21 protein-coding genes are annotated in these 15972 nt (G+C 32.3%); 20 read left to right on the forward strand and 1 reads right to left on the reverse strand.

The window, feature by feature from the left end; translation table 11 throughout:
* Positions 1–139: 139 nt before the first annotated feature.
* Entirely contained in the window at positions 140–1483 is a 1344-nt protein-coding gene (gene gdhA, locus B5E75_RS06840; RefSeq protein WP_087358016.1) for an NADP-specific glutamate dehydrogenase, read from the reverse strand.
* Positions 1484–1710: 227 nt separating this feature from the next.
* Between gdhA and B5E75_RS06845 the strand changes: the two genes are divergently transcribed.
* From B5E75_RS06845 to B5E75_RS06935, 20 genes are all read left to right on the forward strand, one after another.
* The gene (locus B5E75_RS06845) at positions 1711–2100 is read left to right on the forward strand and encodes a hypothetical protein (protein ID WP_241146639.1); all 390 of its coding nucleotides are present in this window, start codon (positions 1711–1713) and stop codon (positions 2098–2100) included.
* Positions 2087–2941 carry a damage-control phosphatase ARMT1 family protein gene (locus B5E75_RS06850; RefSeq protein WP_087358018.1) on the forward strand — a complete coding sequence of 285 codons (855 nt, stop codon included), beginning with the start codon at positions 2087–2089 and terminating at the stop codon, positions 2939–2941. Before B5E75_RS06845 ends, B5E75_RS06850 begins: the two co-directional genes overlap by 14 nt.
* A gap of 4 nt (positions 2942–2945) precedes the next feature.
* On the forward strand, positions 2946–4667 hold the full coding sequence (locus tag B5E75_RS06855) for a hypothetical protein (protein WP_087358019.1): 1722 nt from the start codon (positions 2946–2948) through the stop codon (positions 4665–4667).
* Positions 4668–5007: 340 nt separating this feature from the next.
* Positions 5008–5970 carry an ATP phosphoribosyltransferase regulatory subunit gene (locus B5E75_RS06860; protein WP_087358020.1) on the forward strand — a complete coding sequence of 321 codons (963 nt, stop codon included), beginning with the start codon at positions 5008–5010 and terminating at the stop codon, positions 5968–5970.
* Entirely contained in the window at positions 5967–6584 is a 618-nt protein-coding gene (hisG, locus tag B5E75_RS06865; protein ID WP_087358021.1) for an ATP phosphoribosyltransferase, read from the forward strand. Before B5E75_RS06860 ends, hisG begins: the two co-directional genes overlap by 4 nt.
* Before the next feature lie 2 nt (positions 6585–6586).
* Positions 6587–7915 (forward strand): histidinol dehydrogenase, encoded by a 1329-nt coding sequence (gene hisD / locus B5E75_RS06870; protein ID WP_087358022.1) that lies wholly within the window; start codon positions 6587–6589, stop codon positions 7913–7915.
* On the forward strand, positions 7888–8475 hold the full coding sequence (hisB, locus tag B5E75_RS06875) for an imidazoleglycerol-phosphate dehydratase HisB (RefSeq protein ID WP_087358023.1): 588 nt from the start codon (positions 7888–7890) through the stop codon (positions 8473–8475). The genes hisD and hisB overlap by 28 nt, the downstream gene beginning before the upstream one ends.
* Before the next feature lies 1 nt (position 8476).
* Entirely contained in the window at positions 8477–9082 is a 606-nt protein-coding gene (gene hisH / locus B5E75_RS06880) for an imidazole glycerol phosphate synthase subunit HisH (RefSeq protein WP_087358024.1), read from the forward strand.
* The gene (gene hisA / locus B5E75_RS06885; protein WP_087358025.1) at positions 9079–9816 is read left to right on the forward strand and encodes a 1-(5-phosphoribosyl)-5-[(5-phosphoribosylamino)methylideneamino]imidazole-4-carboxamide isomerase; all 738 of its coding nucleotides are present in this window, start codon (positions 9079–9081) and stop codon (positions 9814–9816) included. Before hisH ends, hisA begins: the two co-directional genes overlap by 4 nt.
* Positions 9786–10553: an imidazole glycerol phosphate synthase subunit HisF gene (gene hisF, locus B5E75_RS06890; protein WP_087358026.1), complete on the forward strand. Its 768-nt coding sequence runs from the start codon at positions 9786–9788 to the stop codon at positions 10551–10553. The genes hisA and hisF overlap by 31 nt, the downstream gene beginning before the upstream one ends.
* Positions 10550–11194: a bifunctional phosphoribosyl-AMP cyclohydrolase/phosphoribosyl-ATP diphosphatase HisIE gene (gene hisIE, locus B5E75_RS06895; RefSeq protein WP_087358027.1), complete on the forward strand. Its 645-nt coding sequence runs from the start codon at positions 10550–10552 to the stop codon at positions 11192–11194. Before hisF ends, hisIE begins: the two co-directional genes overlap by 4 nt.
* Before the next feature lie 176 nt (positions 11195–11370).
* Positions 11371–11511: a hypothetical protein gene (locus tag B5E75_RS14410; RefSeq protein WP_241146640.1), complete on the forward strand. Its 141-nt coding sequence runs from the start codon at positions 11371–11373 to the stop codon at positions 11509–11511.
* A 120-nt stretch (positions 11512–11631) separates the two neighbouring features.
* Positions 11632–12123, forward strand: coding sequence for an NADH-quinone oxidoreductase subunit NuoE family protein (locus B5E75_RS06900; protein ID WP_087358028.1), 492 nt, complete (start codon positions 11632–11634; stop codon positions 12121–12123).
* Positions 12117–12467 carry a hypothetical protein gene (locus B5E75_RS06905; protein WP_087358029.1) on the forward strand — a complete coding sequence of 117 codons (351 nt, stop codon included), beginning with the start codon at positions 12117–12119 and terminating at the stop codon, positions 12465–12467. The genes B5E75_RS06900 and B5E75_RS06905 overlap by 7 nt, the downstream gene beginning before the upstream one ends.
* Entirely contained in the window at positions 12467–12874 is a 408-nt protein-coding gene (locus B5E75_RS06910; protein WP_087358030.1) for an ATP-binding protein, read from the forward strand. The genes B5E75_RS06905 and B5E75_RS06910 overlap by 1 nt, the downstream gene beginning before the upstream one ends.
* Positions 12871–14031 (forward strand): [Fe-Fe] hydrogenase large subunit C-terminal domain-containing protein, encoded by a 1161-nt coding sequence (locus B5E75_RS06915; protein ID WP_087358031.1) that lies wholly within the window; start codon positions 12871–12873, stop codon positions 14029–14031. The genes B5E75_RS06910 and B5E75_RS06915 overlap by 4 nt, the downstream gene beginning before the upstream one ends.
* A 4-nt stretch (positions 14032–14035) precedes the next feature.
* Positions 14036–14362: a hypothetical protein gene (locus B5E75_RS06920; protein ID WP_087358065.1), complete on the forward strand. Its 327-nt coding sequence runs from the start codon at positions 14036–14038 to the stop codon at positions 14360–14362.
* A gap of 1 nt (position 14363) precedes the next feature.
* Positions 14364–15068 carry a PHP domain-containing protein gene (locus B5E75_RS06925; RefSeq protein WP_087358032.1) on the forward strand — a complete coding sequence of 235 codons (705 nt, stop codon included), beginning with the start codon at positions 14364–14366 and terminating at the stop codon, positions 15066–15068.
* The gene (locus B5E75_RS06930; protein WP_087358033.1) at positions 15068–15601 is read left to right on the forward strand and encodes an ATP-binding protein; all 534 of its coding nucleotides are present in this window, start codon (positions 15068–15070) and stop codon (positions 15599–15601) included. The genes B5E75_RS06925 and B5E75_RS06930 overlap by 1 nt, the downstream gene beginning before the upstream one ends.
* Positions 15598–15966, forward strand: a complete 369-nt coding sequence (locus B5E75_RS06935) for a (2Fe-2S) ferredoxin domain-containing protein (RefSeq protein WP_087358034.1) — start codon at positions 15598–15600, stop codon at positions 15964–15966. The genes B5E75_RS06930 and B5E75_RS06935 overlap by 4 nt, the downstream gene beginning before the upstream one ends.
* The last annotated feature ends 6 nt before the right edge of the window (positions 15967–15972 follow it).

Raw genomic sequence — 15972 nt, forward strand, 5'->3', positions numbered from 1 at the left:
CAAATCATATTATAAGCAAAATAAAAGACCCTGTAAAACAGAGTCGGTTAAATATTCAGCATCACATTTTAGAGTGATACCTTTTTATTTAACTGTCCATTTTACAGGGTACAGTTTATATCTTGACAATCTTTTTTTATTAATAGATTCCTTGAGAAATCATAGCAGCTACAACCTTTTCAAATCCAGCAATATTTGCTCCTTTAATTAAGTCATATCCTAAACCATATTTTTGAGCAGCTTTGACTGAAGAGTCATGAATATCAACCATGATATCATGTAATTTCTGATCAACTTCTTCAGCACTCCAGCTATAACGCATAGAGTTTTGAGCCATTTCTAATGCAGATACAGCAACTCCACCAGCATTTGCTGCTTTTGCAGGTCCTAAAGTTCCACCATTTTCTAAGAAGTAAGTAATGGCTTCAGGTGTTGTAGGCATGTTAGCACCTTCAATAATATATTTCACTCCATTAGCAACTAATTGTTTCGCTTCTTCTAAACCAATTTCATTTTGTGTCGCACATGGGAAAGCCATATCCACTTTTAATCCCCATGGTTTTTCACCAGCATGGAATTCACATCCAAACTTTTCAGCGTAATCTTTAAGTTTGACATCATTTGAACTTCTGATTTTTAATAAGAAATCAATTTTTTCATCAGTAGTAATACCGTCAGGATCATAAACATATCCATCTCTACCAGAAATAGAAACAACTTTTGCTCCATATTCTCTTGCTTTTAAACATACACCCCAGGCAACATTTCCATAACCTGAACATGCAATTGTTTTACCTTCATAAGAATCATTGAAGTGTTTTAAAACTTCTTTACCATAATAAACAGCACCAAATCCAGTTGCTTCAGGTCGAATTAAAGATCCACCATATGGTAATGGTTTACCAGTTAAGACACCATTTTCATAGGCTCCTCTGATTCTTTTATATTGTCCATACATATATCCAATTTCTCTGGCACCTGTTCCAATATCCCCAGCAGGTACGTCAACGTCTGGTCCAATATGACGATATAATTCAGTCATAAATGATTGACAGAAACGCATGATTTCATTGTCTGATTTTCCTTGTGGATCGAAATCAGAACCACCTTTACCTCCACCAATTGGTAAAGTTGTTAATGAATTTTTAAAGATTTGTTCAAAACCTAAGAATTTAATAATTCCTAAATTGACAGATGGATGTAATCTTAAACCACCTTTATATGGTCCAATCGCATTTGAGAATTGAACACGATATCCTCTATTGACATGAACTTTTCCCTGATCATCTTGCCAAGGAACTTTGAACATAATGGCTCTATCAGGTTCTACCAATCTTTCTAAAATAGCCATATCCTCGTATTCAGGATGAGCTTCAATAACAGGTTCTAAACTTTCTAAAACTTCTTCGACAGCTTGAATAAATTCTGGCTGATCAGTATTTTTTGCTTTTACATCTTCTAATACTCTCTCAATATATTTCATTGTTTGAATCCTCCTTGAATTTATTATATACAATGATAAATAAAAAACAAGCATTTTAATAAAAAATTATTATAATTTTTGAAATTTAGATAAAAATAATGTTTATTTTTCGCTAAAATAGAATTCAAAAGTCTTATTTCTTCATAAATGATAAATTTTTATAATATAGGGAATAAAGTTTTCATTCTTCCTTAAATATGATAAACTACAATAGGTGATAAAAAATGATGAAAAAATTTAAAGAATATAGAACATTTCTATTATGTCTGATTTTATTTGTTTTCTTTATGATCTTTGGTATCTATGCTTATATGCAAAAGAATGTTCCACAGTCTATCGGTAGCTTTTTACTGGGATTGATTGCATTCGTGTTAATGAGTGCCAGATATAAGATTGTTTTATTTGAAAATGAAATGATGATTTATGAATGGAAGATTGCTGCATTTTTACCTGTTTTGATTCCTTATCAAAATATTCAATCTATTCAAAGGAAATCAAAACATCATGTTATGATTCAACATCAAAAAACAAGTCATGTTTATGTATTGAATAGTGATCAATTTATAAATGCTTATCAAAAAATATCAAAGGAGATTTCAACTCATGAAAATCAATAAACAATGTTTACCATGTTTGATGAATCAAGTTGTTAAAATTGCAAAAATGACAGATTGTTTAGAACAAGATGAATTATTTCATCAAGTCTTTCATTATATGAGTCAAATGGATTTTCATAAAACGAATCCTGAAATTATCGGTGAAGTCTTTGCCTTAGTTAAAGATTATTTACATTGTGAAGATCCTTATTATCAGATTCGATATGATTATAATCAGTTATTTTTAAAACAATTATCTCAAATTGAGCAACAGATTGATTCGTTTGAACAAGCTGTTTTATATGCTATTGTGGGAAATGTCATAGATTTTAGTCCTATCCATCAAAATGTACAAAAAGATATGATGACTTATTTTCAAAATATGGATCAATTATCTTTAACTATTAATCATGTTGAAAGATTAAAAGAAGATTTAATGAGTGCTTCTTCTTTAGTCTATCTGGGAGATAATTGTGGTGAAATATGTCTTGATTTATTGTTGATTAAAAGAATAAAAGCAATGAATCCTCAACTCAAAATTTATTTTGTGACAAGAGGGAAACCGGTTGTTAATGATTCTATATTAGAAGATGCTTATGAAGTTGGTATGGATCAATATGCAACAATTATTTCTAATGGGGATGGATCACTGGGCACGATTCTTTCTCGTGCCAGTCAAGAGTTTTTAGATGTTTATCATCAGGCCGATCTCATCATTGCGAAAGGTCAAGCTAATTTTGAAAGTTTAAGTGAGGAAGATAAGAATATTTATTTCTTATTGATGGTCAAATGTGATGTCATCAGTCGATATATAGGTGTAAAGCAAAAATCATTTGTCTGTCTATCTCAGAAAATGAGGTGAGAAAGTGGAATTACATATTCAAAGAATGCAAGATCGTATAAGTTATAAAAGACAGAATAGACTCACTATTATGATTTTCCTTATTATTTTGATAGGATGTTCTATTGGTTTAGTATGTATAGACTTTCATTGGAGTTCTATAGGAATTATGATAGCATTGGGGATTTTATGTTTAGAATTTATTGTTATTGCAAAAAAGAAAAAAATGAATAAGCTTCAACAAACGATTAGTAGTGACTTAGTTATTATTGATGAAAATCATCGTTTCTTTTATCAAAATCGTATTTTTGATTTAACATCTCTTAAAAAGGTACAATATGATTCAAAAGTTATTATCGCTTTTTTTGAAGATTTTATTTTATATATTGAATATGATAGAGATGTTGTCAATTATTTTCAATCTTTGTGTACAAAGGTAATAGATTCAACAATGACACCAAAAAGAAAAATGTCTATGCTTTTACTTATATTACTTGTTGTAGCTTTTTGCTCAGTTGTGATGAAGCTTATCACAGGTGTTGGTTATTGTTTATTAATGAATACTTATCTTATTGATTGGACTGGATTATGGATAGAGCTTATCATTATACTTGTTGTGATAATAAGTATTGGACTTGTTTTGATAATGAAAAAACACTCTTTTCCTATATATTTAATAGGATGTATAATCATTGGTTTATTTATAGTATTACCATTTGGAAAACTTAATTATTTCAATTATCATGATCAATATTTAGCTTATCGTATAGATGATAAACAGTTGACTCTTTATGATAACGTACGTTATTTATTTGGACAAAAAGTTTTTGAAATAGATACCAATTTTGTTCAAAGAGTAGGTCAATTTGAAGATGTTTTTTATATTGCCTACGATGATACTTATAAATTTTATGCAATGAATAAAATCACACAGGATCAAGATAGCTTCATAGATGAATATGAAGGGTGTATATATGGAAATGAGTGGATGAACTTAGTTATTAAACAACATCAAGTTGTTATGAATCAAGATGTATGTGAGGTTTCTCTTGTAGGTAATCAAATTTTATATATATCAGATGAACTACATGATTATCTTATTCAATTGGATAATGATGAATGTAAAATTTATCAATTGGATAGACAATATAATAATACTCTTAGAATAAATCCGGATTTATTTGAAGAAGATTTAAATAAACAAGAAACAGAAAAATCTATATCAACCAATGAATCAACAGATTCCTCACAAGAAGAATCTAAGCAAGAATCATATGAAATAGCAGAGGAAGAAAAAGATCAGCAACGTTATGCAAGTTATACTCAACTACTGGAAGTTGATGATATTTCAACTATAAAATCGGATGAAAATCTTATTAAAGTGCAAGATGAAGATGATATTTATCAAGCTGTAAAAAGTATTGATCAAGAAATCACACGAATAGATAATAGTGAGGGTGTTATTTTAGATGTGCAAATATTGGATATGACTATCTATTCACAAAATGATGATCAATATGGTGTTTATATAACACGACGTATTGATTCCTCGGTAGCAGAATCTCAAACAGTGCAGGATATTATTCTAATGAGGAAACAGGACCAAAACTACGTTGGAACAAGATTTTATAGTGTTCGTTTTATGCCATCTACGCATCAAACGCATAATGAGCCTTATGACACAAGCTGGACAACTGATTATCTTTATCGTGTGGATGGACATAACATTGTAGATAATGCATGGTAAAGTTTGATAGAAAGGTTTTACTGACCTTTCTTTTTTTATATAAGTCTTTAAAAGTTGATTTTTAAGTTATGAATATGATAGATGAGAATACTTATAAAGTTTTTATAAAAAATTCTTTTTTTTGTCTTTTAAATGTGTTAGAATGATAAAAAATGAGGTGATATTTATGAAAAAGACAATTTTAAATCAACAATTTCATCACCATCATCATTGGAACACTTAGGGTTATATCTTAGAAAGATACAGCCCGTTTTGCATATATTTATAAATGGGTGTATCTAATGACTTAGAAAGAATGGACGAGTCATTATGGCTCGTCTTTTTAGTTAAGGAGGACTTTATGGAAGAATTTAAATATTTGATACCAGAAGAAAGTATTGATGCCATTATGGATAATGTTTCTGTACTCAGAGACATTGAAAAGGATTTAAGACATCTCTTTGTTGAACGTGGGTACTTGGAAGTTTTAATGCCTTCTTTTGAATATGTTGATCTTTATAATGATATGGATATTGGAATTGATGAAGAAAAGATGTTTCAATATGTCAATTATGAAGGAAAAAGAGTCGCTTTAAGAGTGGATTTTACAGTTCCACTTGCAAGATTATATTGTTCACAAAATGAAAATGGTGAAAAAAGATATTGTTATTTTGGAAAGGTTTATCGAAAAGAAAAAAGGCATAAAGGAAGAAGCAGTGAGTTTTTTCAGGCAGGAGTTGAACTGATTGGGAAGGGAGGATTTGCTGGTGATTTGGAATGTCTGGAACTTGTTTTAAAGACAATGACATGTTTAAAATTGAAACATATACGTATTGAGATGGGATCAGCTAAGTTTTATCATCGTTTGGTCGAGATTGTTGATGATGAACGATTTATAGATATTTTGAAACGACGTGATTTAAGTGCTATGAAATCATTTGTGGAAAGTCATCACTTTGATCAAAGTATACAGACATTATTAATGACTTTACCTCAGGCATTTGGGGATGTTCAAGTGTTATATGATATGAAAAATAGAGTGGAAGATACATTGTTGAAGGAAGCGATTGAAGAATTGATTGAACTGTATGAAAAGATTCCTCATAGAGAACTTCTGACTTTTGATTTAGCGATGACACCCATGATGAAATATTATACGGGAATCATGTTGAAAGGCTATTCTCCTTATAGCGCACAACCAATTATGAATGGGGGACGTTATGATCATTTGATGAATCATTTTGATCGAGAGGTTCCAGCCATTGGCTTTAGTTATGAGTTAAGTCATATTTTAAAGGCCTTAGAAAAGGAGGAGGAAGCATGATTAAAATAGCAATAACGAAAGGTCGTATTGAAAAACAGGTTTGTCAGTTGTTGGCTGAAAAGGGCTTTGATATGGAGCCTATTATTCATAAAGATCGTGAATTGATGATTGAAACAAGTGATGGTTTATCTATGATTTTTGCAAAGGCAAATGATGTTTTAACCTTTTTAGAACATGGTATTGTGGATATTGGTTTTGTTGGTAAAGATACTTTGGAAGATAGTGATTTTCAAGATTATTATGAGATGTTGGATTTAAATATTGGAAAATGTTATTTTGCTTTAGCGGCATATCCAGAATATCGTGATAAGATTTTTAAACGTCGTCAGCGTATTGCTTCCAAATATACGAAGGTAGCTAAAGATTACTTTCATCAAAAACAACAGGATGTTGAAATTATTAAATTAGAAGGTTCGGTAGAATTAGGGCCGGTTGTGGGATTAAGTGATGCGATTGTGGATATTGTAGAAACTGGTTCAACTTTGAAGGCAAATGGTTTAGAAATTATTGAAAAAATTAGTGATGTATCAACAAAGATGATTGTAAATAAAGTGAGTTTGAAGTTTAAAAAAGATGAAATCTTTGATTTGATAGAAAAATTAAAGGGGGAATAAAGATGTTGAAGACATATGATTTACAAGGACAATTCAAAGATGTGGTGAAGAAGTTTTCTTCACGTAAAACAGAAATTTCGCAACAGGTTAATGAAACTGTGATGCAAATGATTGAAGATATCGAAAAAAATGGTGATCAGGCCATCATGAAATATTGTTATGAATTGGATGGATATAGGATGGAAGGACCACAAGATTTTATTGTTTCTAAACAAGAAATTTTAGATGGTGTGACAAGTGTTGGGAAAGATTTTATGCGTATATTGGAACGTACAAAAGAACAACTGATTGATTTTCATCAACATCAAGTTGATCGTTCATGGTCTATTTATAAGGAAAATGGAGTGATGATGGGACAGATTGTACGTGGCTTAGAAAAAGTTGCTTTATACGTACCAGGTGGAACTGCCACATATCCTTCAACGGTCATGATGAATGCGATTCCTGCCAAACTGGCTGGTGTCAAAGAATTGATAATCATCACACCTGTGAAGGCTGATGGAAAAGTGAATCCTTCTATTTTAGCAGCTGCTTATGTCTGTGGCATTGAACGTATTTATAAAGTAGGAGGAGCACATGGTGTTGCCGGTGTAGCTATCGGAACAAATATGTTACCAAAGGTAGATAAGATTGTTGGTCCCGGAAATATTTATGTTGCGACAGCTAAAAAATGTTGTTATGGGCGTGTGGATATTGATATGATTGCGGGTCCTAGTGAAGTCTTGATTGTTGCTGATGAAAAAGCCAATCCACAATACATTGCAGCTGATTTAATGAGTCAGGCAGAACATGATAAATTGGCGAGTGCTATTTTGGTGACAACATCTCAATCATTGATTGAACAGGTAAATGTCGAGCTTCAAAAACAGATGCCATTTTTATCAAGAGCTGATATTATTGAATCATCATTGACAAATTATGGTGGTGCCTTTTTGGTGGATTCTATTGAGGAAGCTTTTCAGGTATCTAATGAATTTGCGCCAGAACATTTAGAAGTTTTAGTAGAAAATCCAATGAATACTTTACCTTTGATTCATAATGCTGGTTCTATCTTTTTAGGAGAATATACACCAGAACCATTAGGGGATTATATGTCTGGAACAAATCATGTCTTACCAACAGGAGGAACAGCTAAATTCTATAGTGCTTTAGGTGTTTATGATTTCGTGAAGTATTCATCTTATAGTTATTATCCAAAACAAGTTTTACAGACTTTTAAAGATGATGTGATGACTTTTGCAAACAAAGAAGGATTGGATGGACATGCAAATAGTATTGCAGTGAGATTTAAGGAGGATGAATCATGCGACAAAGTCAAATCAAAAGAATAACAAAGGAAACATCTATTGAAATGTCCCTTTGCTTAGAAGGAACAGGTCAAGCTCAAGTAGATACGGGCATTGGATTTATGGATCATATGTTTGAGTTATTAGCTTTTCATAGTGGAATAGATTGTATTGTCAAATGTCAGGGTGATTTAAAAGTAGATAGTCATCATACAGTAGAAGATTTAGGAATTGTTTTTGGTGAATGTTTAAAAGAAGCATTGGGAGATAAAAAAGGAATTTATCGTTATGGTCAAATGGCTATTCCTATGGATGAAGCTCTAGTCACAACGACACTGGATTTAAGTGGACGCCCTTATCTTGTTTATCAAGCTCAATTACCTTGCCAGCATTTAGGAAATTATGAAACAGAAATGACAAAAGAATTTTTTAAAGCTGTCAGTGATCATGCTTTGATGACATTACATATTGTAGAGAACTATGGAGAAAATACACATCATATTATTGAAGCTATGTTTAAGAGTTTTGCCAGAGCTTTAAAACAAGCTATTTGTATTGATGAAAAGAATAGGGAACAAATTGTTTCTTCTAAAGGAGTCTTGTAAGATGATTGTGATTATTGATTATCATGTAGGTAATCTCATGAGTGTTCAAAATGCTTTTTTAAAACTAGGTATGGATGTTGTTGTGAGTCGTGACCATGATGTCATTCGTCAGGCCAAAGGGATTGTTTTGCCGGGAGTCGGAACTTTTCCAGTGGCGATGGAACATTTAAAACAATATGATTTGATTGATATTTTAAATGAAAGACAACAGGCCGGTATTCCCATTTTAGGGATTTGTTTAGGAATGCAAGTCTTATTTGAAAAAGGATATGAAGTTTGTCCAACACAAGGTTTAGGCTTTTTAAAGGGAGAAGTTCGACGCATGGAAGTTCAGGCAAAGATTCCTCATATGGGATGGAATGATTTAATAATGCAACAAAAACATCCTCTCATGCAATATGTTCATCAAGGAGATTATGTCTATTTTGTTCATTCTTATATGGCATATCCTACTGATGATGAGTTGATTGCTTATTGTGAGTATGGGCAAGAAAAGATTACAGCTGTTGTTGCTAAAGACAATGTTATGGGATGTCAGTTTCATCCTGAAAAAAGTGGAAAAGTTGGTCAAAAAATATTATTAGCGTTTAAGGAGATGGTAAAATGATAATCATTCCAGCAATTGATTTAAAAAATGGGGAAGCTGTTCGTTTATATAAGGGCGATTATCAACAAAAAACAGTCTATTCTTCTTCACCAGAAATGCTGGCTCAAGCCTTTGAAAACATGGGAGCAATGTATCTTCATGTTGTGGATTTGGACGGGGCTAAAGATGGCATGACAACCAATATAGAAACAATTAAAAAAATACGTAATACGATCTCTATCCCTATTGAAGTGGGTGGAGGTATACGTGATGCCAGAACGGTTTCTTTATATTTAGATAAAATTGGTATCAATCGTGTTATTCTTGGGACTGCAGCTATTCAGAATCCAGATTTTCTAAAAGCAATGTTAAAACAATATGGGGCACAAAAGATTGTTGTAGGGGTAGATATTAAAGATGGGTATGTTTCGACTTCAGGATGGCTAGTACAAACCCAAGTCCATTATTTAGATTTTTTAAAAACATTAGAGAAGATGGGTGTTCAATACGTTATTTGTACAGATATATCGAAAGATGGAACTTTACAAGGGCCTTCATTTGATATTTATCAACAAATCAAAGATACAACATCTTTACGCTGTATTGTATCAGGTGGTGTCAAAGATAGAAATGATGTTTTAGAAGCTTATCGTCAAGGTTATGAAGGCTGCATTGTAGGTAAGGCTTATTATGAAGGAAAAATTGATTTAAAAGAGGTGATAGAATGCTTGCCAAAAGAATCATCCCCTGTTTAGATATTAAAGATGGAAAAGTTGTAAAAGGTGTCAATTTTGTTGGCTTAAAAGATATTGGTGATCCAGTAGAGATTGCCAAACGCTATGATGAACAATGTGCAGATGAAGTTGTTTTTCTTGATATTACAGCGACTTATGAAAATCGAGATATTCTTAAAGATGTCATTCAAAGAGCTGCCTGTGAACTTTCCATTCCTTTAACTGTTGGTGGGGGTATTCGTACATTGGATGACTTTCGTATGATTTTATCCAGTGGAGCAGATAAAGTCTCTATTAATTCAGCAGCTATCTTAAATCCTCAACTTATCAAACAGGCATCCGATGAATTTGGTGTGCAATGTGTTGTTGTGGCTATTGATGCGAAAAAACGAGAAGATCAATCGGGTTATGATGTCTATATAGCCGGTGGTAGAAAAAACACAGGTTTAGATTTATTAACATGGGCCAAACAATGTGAAGATTTAGGAGCTGGTGAAATCTTATTAACATCAATGGATCGTGATGGAACAAGAGATGGTTTTGATATTGATATGTTGAATGCACTGATGCGTGTTGTGTCGATTCCTGTGATTGCCAGTGGTGGCTGTGGAGGACAGGAAGATATTGTAGAAGTATTTGAAAAAACAAATTGTGATGGGGCTTTGGCGGCTTCTTTGTTTCATTATCAGGAAGCAACCATTGAAGATGTTAAGGCATTGTGTGCCAAACATCATATCCCCGTAAGGAGGGAATTATGAAACCAGATTTTGAAAAAGGGAATGGCTTAGTACCAGCCATTGTACAAGATGCAAAAACAAAGTCCGTTTTAATGTTGGCTTATGTTAATGAAGAAGCATATGATAAAATGTTAGAAACAGGTGAAACTTATTTTTATTCACGCTCACGTCAGGAACTGTGGCATAAGGGTGAAACATCAGGACATTTCCAATATATTCAAGGCATGTATCTGGATTGTGATGATGATACTTTACTGATTATTGTTGATCAAGTAGGAGCAGCTTGTCATACTGGTTCCTATTCATGTTTCTTTCAAGAGATAATTCCTTATGTTTTTGAAAAAACAATCTTTCATGAAGTTTATGATGTGATTGCTGATCGTCATATTCACCCTGTTGAAAAATCTTATACAAATTATCTATTGGATCAAGGTGTTGATAAGATTTGTAAAAAGGTTGGAGAAGAAGCGAGTGAAACCATTATTGCTGCAAAAAACAATAATAAAGAGGAATTAATTGGAGAAATCAGTGATTTATTTTATCATGTGCTTGTTTTGATGTATCAACAAGGTATTCAAGTGGAAGATATCGAAAAGAAACTTCAGGAAAGACATCAAATCAGTGGAAATAAAAAAGAATTTCATCAAAGAGGAGATTATTGATTCATTCATTTAAAACCTGCCTATATAGATAAAACACAATAAAAATGTGATACTATATACAATGAAAGGACTGATTGATAAATCTGTTGCTTTAAAAAGATTGAAATATAAAAGACCTAATATGCAAGAATTGTCTTATTGCTTATGAATAGAAATCATTGGGATATAAAAAAGCAATGAATATCTTTTATATATCACAAATCTATCAATTGATGAGAAATGGAATTTCTGATATGCATTGTCGAAGTGATTTGTATTTAGCTAAAGAAATAGAAGATGAAAAAAAGTTAAATCTTTGTAAGGGAAATCAAGAATGAGATTTCTCTTTTTTATATATTGAAAGGATATATTAAAAGTCTTTTTGTTTACTGAAAATAAATTTAAAGCGTTTACAAACTATGATATAATGAATTTATAAATAGGAAAGGAGTATGTTTATGGGAGGTTTGAAACAAGAGTATTTAGATAAGATTGATGCGATTGTTGATCAGCATAAGGATCAAAAAGGACCTATGAAATTAATGCTTCATGATATTCAAGATGAGCTTGGCTATATCCCTTTTGAGGCAATGGTAAAAATAGCTGATGCTTTGAATGTTCCTGTTTCTAAGGTTTATGGTGTTGTGACTTTTTATTCACAGTTTACAACCGAACCAAAGGGAAAGCATGTCATTTCAGTTTGTCTTGGAACAGCCTGTTATGTCAATGGAGCACAGACGATTTTAGATTTGCTTTGTGAAATGACGGAATGTGAAGTGAATTCTACCAGTGAAAATGGATTGTTTTCAATTGATGCCACGCGTTGTGTGGGAGCTTGTGGATTGGCTCCAGTTGTCAGTGTGGATGGGACAGTTTTTGGATGTCAGAAACAACTGGAAGATCTGAAAATGCTTATTCTTGATTATTTGAAGGAAGAAGAACCATGTTAGTTCAAGATATCGTGGCTCTTTTAAAAGCAAGAGAAATCTATATTGCACAAGATAATATTTATCAAAAAAATTATGATAAAGGTTTTGCGACTGATTTAATGTCGGATGCTTTAGCTTTGTTGAAGGATGAAACAGAAGATGTTTTATTTTTAACAGGATTAGCCAATGTACAATCTTTACGTACAGCAGAGGTTTTGGATTTAGATACAGTGATTTTGGTGAGAGGAAAACCATTGGATCAACAGATGATAGAAACAGCGAAAGATTTACACATTAATCTTTTTCAAACTGATCAAACGATGTTTGAAGCCTGTGGGCTTTTATATGGAAAAGGAATGAGATAATGAAATATGTTTATCAAGTAGAAAAAGAAAATTATGAGGATGCAGGGAAAGCCTCTACAGATATTAAAAGAACTTTAAAAACAATTGGCATTGATCGTCGTGTTCTTAAGGCTGTAGCGATAGCATGTTATGAAGCTGAAATAAATATTGTGATTCATTCCAATGGTGGAACTGTGACTTTTGAAATGGATGATGATGGTGTTATCACATTATCTTTTGACGATGTTGGACCGGGTATAGAAGATCTGGAATTAGCACAAACACCGGGTTATTCGACTGCCTCTACAAAAGCACGTTCTTTAGGTTTTGGAGCTGGAATGGGATTGTCTAATATGAAAAGTGTTGCGTCTTCATTTCAGATTACATCTTCGCCAGAGGGAACACATATTCAAATGACATTTCAATGAAACCAGTTATTCATTTTTTAGGGGATCACTGCAAAAACTGTATTAAGTGTGTCAAATCTTGTCCTACAGAAGCGATTTCTATTATGCATGGTCAAGTGATGATCGATGATTCAAGCTGTATCAATTGCCATGTCTGTGTGCAATCCTGTGATTATAAACAATTAAAAATTAAAGAAGTGAATCTTACAAAAGCCTTTGAAAAACATGAATATAATATTGCTTTGATTCCAACATCTTTATTATCTGATTTTAAAAGTTTTGATGAATTAAAAGCTTTTATTCATGCTATTAAAGCTTTTCATTTTGATGAGGTTGTGCAATATAGTGATATTGAAGGATATCTTTACCAACAGGCTATTGAAACCAGTTTTCAATCAGATCGTGTGATGTTGACATCTTTTTGTCCAAGTATTAATCGTTTGATTAAACAGGAATATCCTACATTAATAGATCATCTATTACCTTATGATTATCCTGTAGAAATTGCAGCCAGACGTTTAAGAAAGAAATATCAAGGTAAAGATATTGGTATTTTTTCACTCTGTGAATGTGTTGGAAAACTCACTTTAGCGAAAGAACCTTTAGGTAAAGACAATTCACAGATTGATTATGCTTTAAGTATTTCACGTATGTTTCCACATTTTAATAAACGAAAAAGCCAACAAAAAGATGATATTGATATATACCGTGATGGTGTGAAAAGTATTGTCAGTGATTTATTTGGTAAAGATCATTTACAAGTGATGAGTGTGGAAGGTTTACCACAAATTCGCATGGTTTTAGATTTGATTGAATTTGATCGTTTAAAGGATATTCGTTTGATTGCTTTGTATCATTGTTATCAGGGATGTATTGGTGGTTATTATTTATGGAATAATCCCTTTGAAGGACGTTTTCATATTGAAAGTATGTTGAATGATTGTTTAGACAATCATCTGATATTAAGTGAAGATGAATATCTTAAAAAACGTCAGATCAATGTTCAAAAACAATCCATTCAAGAGCGTATGAAATGGTTTCAAAAAGTGAATGCGATTTTGGATACTTTACCTCAATATGATTGTGGAAGTTGTGGTTTTGCCAATTGTCGTGGTCTGGCTATGAAAATAGCGAGTGGTGAAGTAGATGATTCACTTTGTCGAATCAAAAGAAGGTGAGAATATGCAGGTCAAACAAATATTACAGTTACCTTTGGAACTCATCAATGATGTCAGTTGTAAGCAGGAAATCAAAGATGTTTATATAGGTGACTTATTGAGTGTTGTGATGGCACATGGAAAAGAAGGAACGTTATGGTTGACAGTTCAAAAACATTTAAATGTGGTGGCCGTTGCACAGTTGCTTGATTTTGCAGGGATTGTCTTTGTACAGGGATCGTATCCTGATGAGGAAACGATTCAAAAGGCAACAGAGTTGCAGATTCCTTTGCTGGTCAGCCCTAAAGATGCTTTTGCACTTGTCAAAGATTTGATAACGTTAGGTTTATAATATGTATTATGATTTACACATTCATTCTGCTTTATCACCTTGCAGTGATGATACCATGACCATTTATAATATCTTTCATATGGCTTATATCAAAGGTTTAGATTTGATTGCGATTACTGATCATAATTCTTTAAAACAACAACATCATTTAGAAAAAGTCATTCAAAGCCCTATTTTAAAAGGAAAGATTGATTTTATATATGGAGTAGAGTTACAAAGTTGTGAAAATATTCATGTTTTGGCTTATTTTCAAAGAGGAACACATTTACAGCCTATTCAACAATGGATAGATCAGCATCTTATGAAAACAATTAATCAAAAAGATTACTATGGAAATCAATATATATTCGATGAAAATGATCAAATTATAGATGAAGAAGTTTATCTTCTTTTAAATGCATTAGATTTAACATTAAATCAAATCATTACCAAGATTCATCAGTTTCAAGGAATAGCTGTTTTAGCTCATGTTTTCCAAAAAAAATATGGTGTTTATGAATTGTATCAAGATATACCAGAATCTTTGGATTATGATGGTATTGAAGTGAGCAGTTTAAAACAGTTAGCTGATTTAAAGAAACTTTGTCCTCATTGTAGGGATAATCTTGTTTTGATCAATAGTGATGCTCATCAATTAGAAGATATCCAAGAACCACTTTATCAGATTGATTTTCAACAGTTAGAAAAGATATGGAGAAAAAGATAATGCAGGAAATAGCAATGACAATTTTGGATATGATTCAAAATTCTTTACGTGCTCAAGCTTTACAGATCCATTTATGGATTAAAGATAGTATCAAGGATAATATGATTCATATTGAAATATGTGATAATGGTTGTGGTATGAGTTTAGAAACTTTACAACAAGTCACGAATCCCTTTTTTACGACACGTACCACACGTTCTATTGGTTTAGGTATTCCTTTGTTTAAAGAAAGTGTAGAAGCGACGGGCGGTTATTTTCAAATAGATTCTCATTTACAAAAAGGAACAAAAATCATAGGTGAATATGTAAAAAATCATATTGATACACCTCCAATGGGAAATTTAGTTGATACTATGATCACTTGTATTCAATATGATGAAAAAGTGAATTATTGTTTTCATTATCAAAATGATGATTGGGCATTTGATATGAATACAGAAGATATAAAAGCTCTTTTGGGTGATGTGCCAATCAATCAGCCAGAAATCATACTATGGTTAAAAGATTATATAAAGGAGGGTATGCATCAATGAAGTCATTGGATGAATTGAAGAAAATTAGGTATCAGGCAAAAGAAAGAATGGCCATGCGTGGCCAAGATGGACAGGATTATCGTGTTGTGGTAGGAATGGCAACCTGTGGTATTGCAGCAGGAGCTCGTCCTGTATTGAACACCTTTGTCGAAGAAGTGGCTAAAGCTCATTTACCTGTTGCAGTCATGCAAACAGGATGTATTGGTATGTGTGCTTTAGAACCCATTGTAGAAATTTTTGATAAAGATAATCAAAAAACCACATATGTATTGGTTGATGAAAAGAAAGCGAAAGATATTGTTTTACGTCATTTGATACATGGTGAAGTGATTGATGAATATACTGTCGGACATTATTCAAAATAGGAGGTG

The organism is Massiliimicrobium timonense (assembly GCF_002160865.1).
In the GTDB taxonomy this organism is placed as follows: Bacteria; Bacillota_I; Bacilli_A; order Erysipelotrichales; family Coprobacillaceae; genus Allocoprobacillus.

Coding starts and splice junctions, on each gene's coding strand:
- gdhA (WP_087358016.1), bottom strand. CDS start 1,483: ATGAAATATATTGAGAGAGTATTAGAAGATGTAAAAGCAAAAAATACT.
- B5E75_RS06845 (WP_241146639.1), top strand. CDS start 1,711: ATGAAAAAATTTAAAGAATATAGAACATTTCTATTATGTCTGATTTTA.
- B5E75_RS06850 (WP_087358018.1), top strand. CDS start 2,087: ATGAAAATCAATAAACAATGTTTACCATGTTTGATGAATCAAGTTGTT.
- B5E75_RS06860 (WP_087358020.1), top strand. CDS start 5,008: ATGGAAGAATTTAAATATTTGATACCAGAAGAAAGTATTGATGCCATT.
- hisG (WP_087358021.1), top strand. CDS start 5,967: ATGATTAAAATAGCAATAACGAAAGGTCGTATTGAAAAACAGGTTTGT.
- hisD (WP_087358022.1), top strand. CDS start 6,587: ATGTTGAAGACATATGATTTACAAGGACAATTCAAAGATGTGGTGAAG.
- hisB (WP_087358023.1), top strand. CDS start 7,888: ATGCGACAAAGTCAAATCAAAAGAATAACAAAGGAAACATCTATTGAA.
- hisH (WP_087358024.1), top strand. CDS start 8,477: ATGATTGTGATTATTGATTATCATGTAGGTAATCTCATGAGTGTTCAA.
- hisA (WP_087358025.1), top strand. CDS start 9,079: ATGATAATCATTCCAGCAATTGATTTAAAAAATGGGGAAGCTGTTCGT.
- hisF (WP_087358026.1), top strand. CDS start 9,786: ATGCTTGCCAAAAGAATCATCCCCTGTTTAGATATTAAAGATGGAAAA.
- hisIE (WP_087358027.1), top strand. CDS start 10,550: ATGAAACCAGATTTTGAAAAAGGGAATGGCTTAGTACCAGCCATTGTA.
- B5E75_RS14410 (WP_241146640.1), top strand. CDS start 11,371: ATGAATATCTTTTATATATCACAAATCTATCAATTGATGAGAAATGGA.
- B5E75_RS06900 (WP_087358028.1), top strand. CDS start 11,632: ATGGGAGGTTTGAAACAAGAGTATTTAGATAAGATTGATGCGATTGTT.
- B5E75_RS06905 (WP_087358029.1), top strand. CDS start 12,117: ATGTTAGTTCAAGATATCGTGGCTCTTTTAAAAGCAAGAGAAATCTAT.
- B5E75_RS06910 (WP_087358030.1), top strand. CDS start 12,467: ATGAAATATGTTTATCAAGTAGAAAAAGAAAATTATGAGGATGCAGGG.
- B5E75_RS06915 (WP_087358031.1), top strand. CDS start 12,871: ATGAAACCAGTTATTCATTTTTTAGGGGATCACTGCAAAAACTGTATT.
- B5E75_RS06920 (WP_087358065.1), top strand. CDS start 14,036: ATGCAGGTCAAACAAATATTACAGTTACCTTTGGAACTCATCAATGAT.
- B5E75_RS06925 (WP_087358032.1), top strand. CDS start 14,364: ATGTATTATGATTTACACATTCATTCTGCTTTATCACCTTGCAGTGAT.
- B5E75_RS06930 (WP_087358033.1), top strand. CDS start 15,068: ATGCAGGAAATAGCAATGACAATTTTGGATATGATTCAAAATTCTTTA.
- B5E75_RS06935 (WP_087358034.1), top strand. CDS start 15,598: ATGAAGTCATTGGATGAATTGAAGAAAATTAGGTATCAGGCAAAAGAA.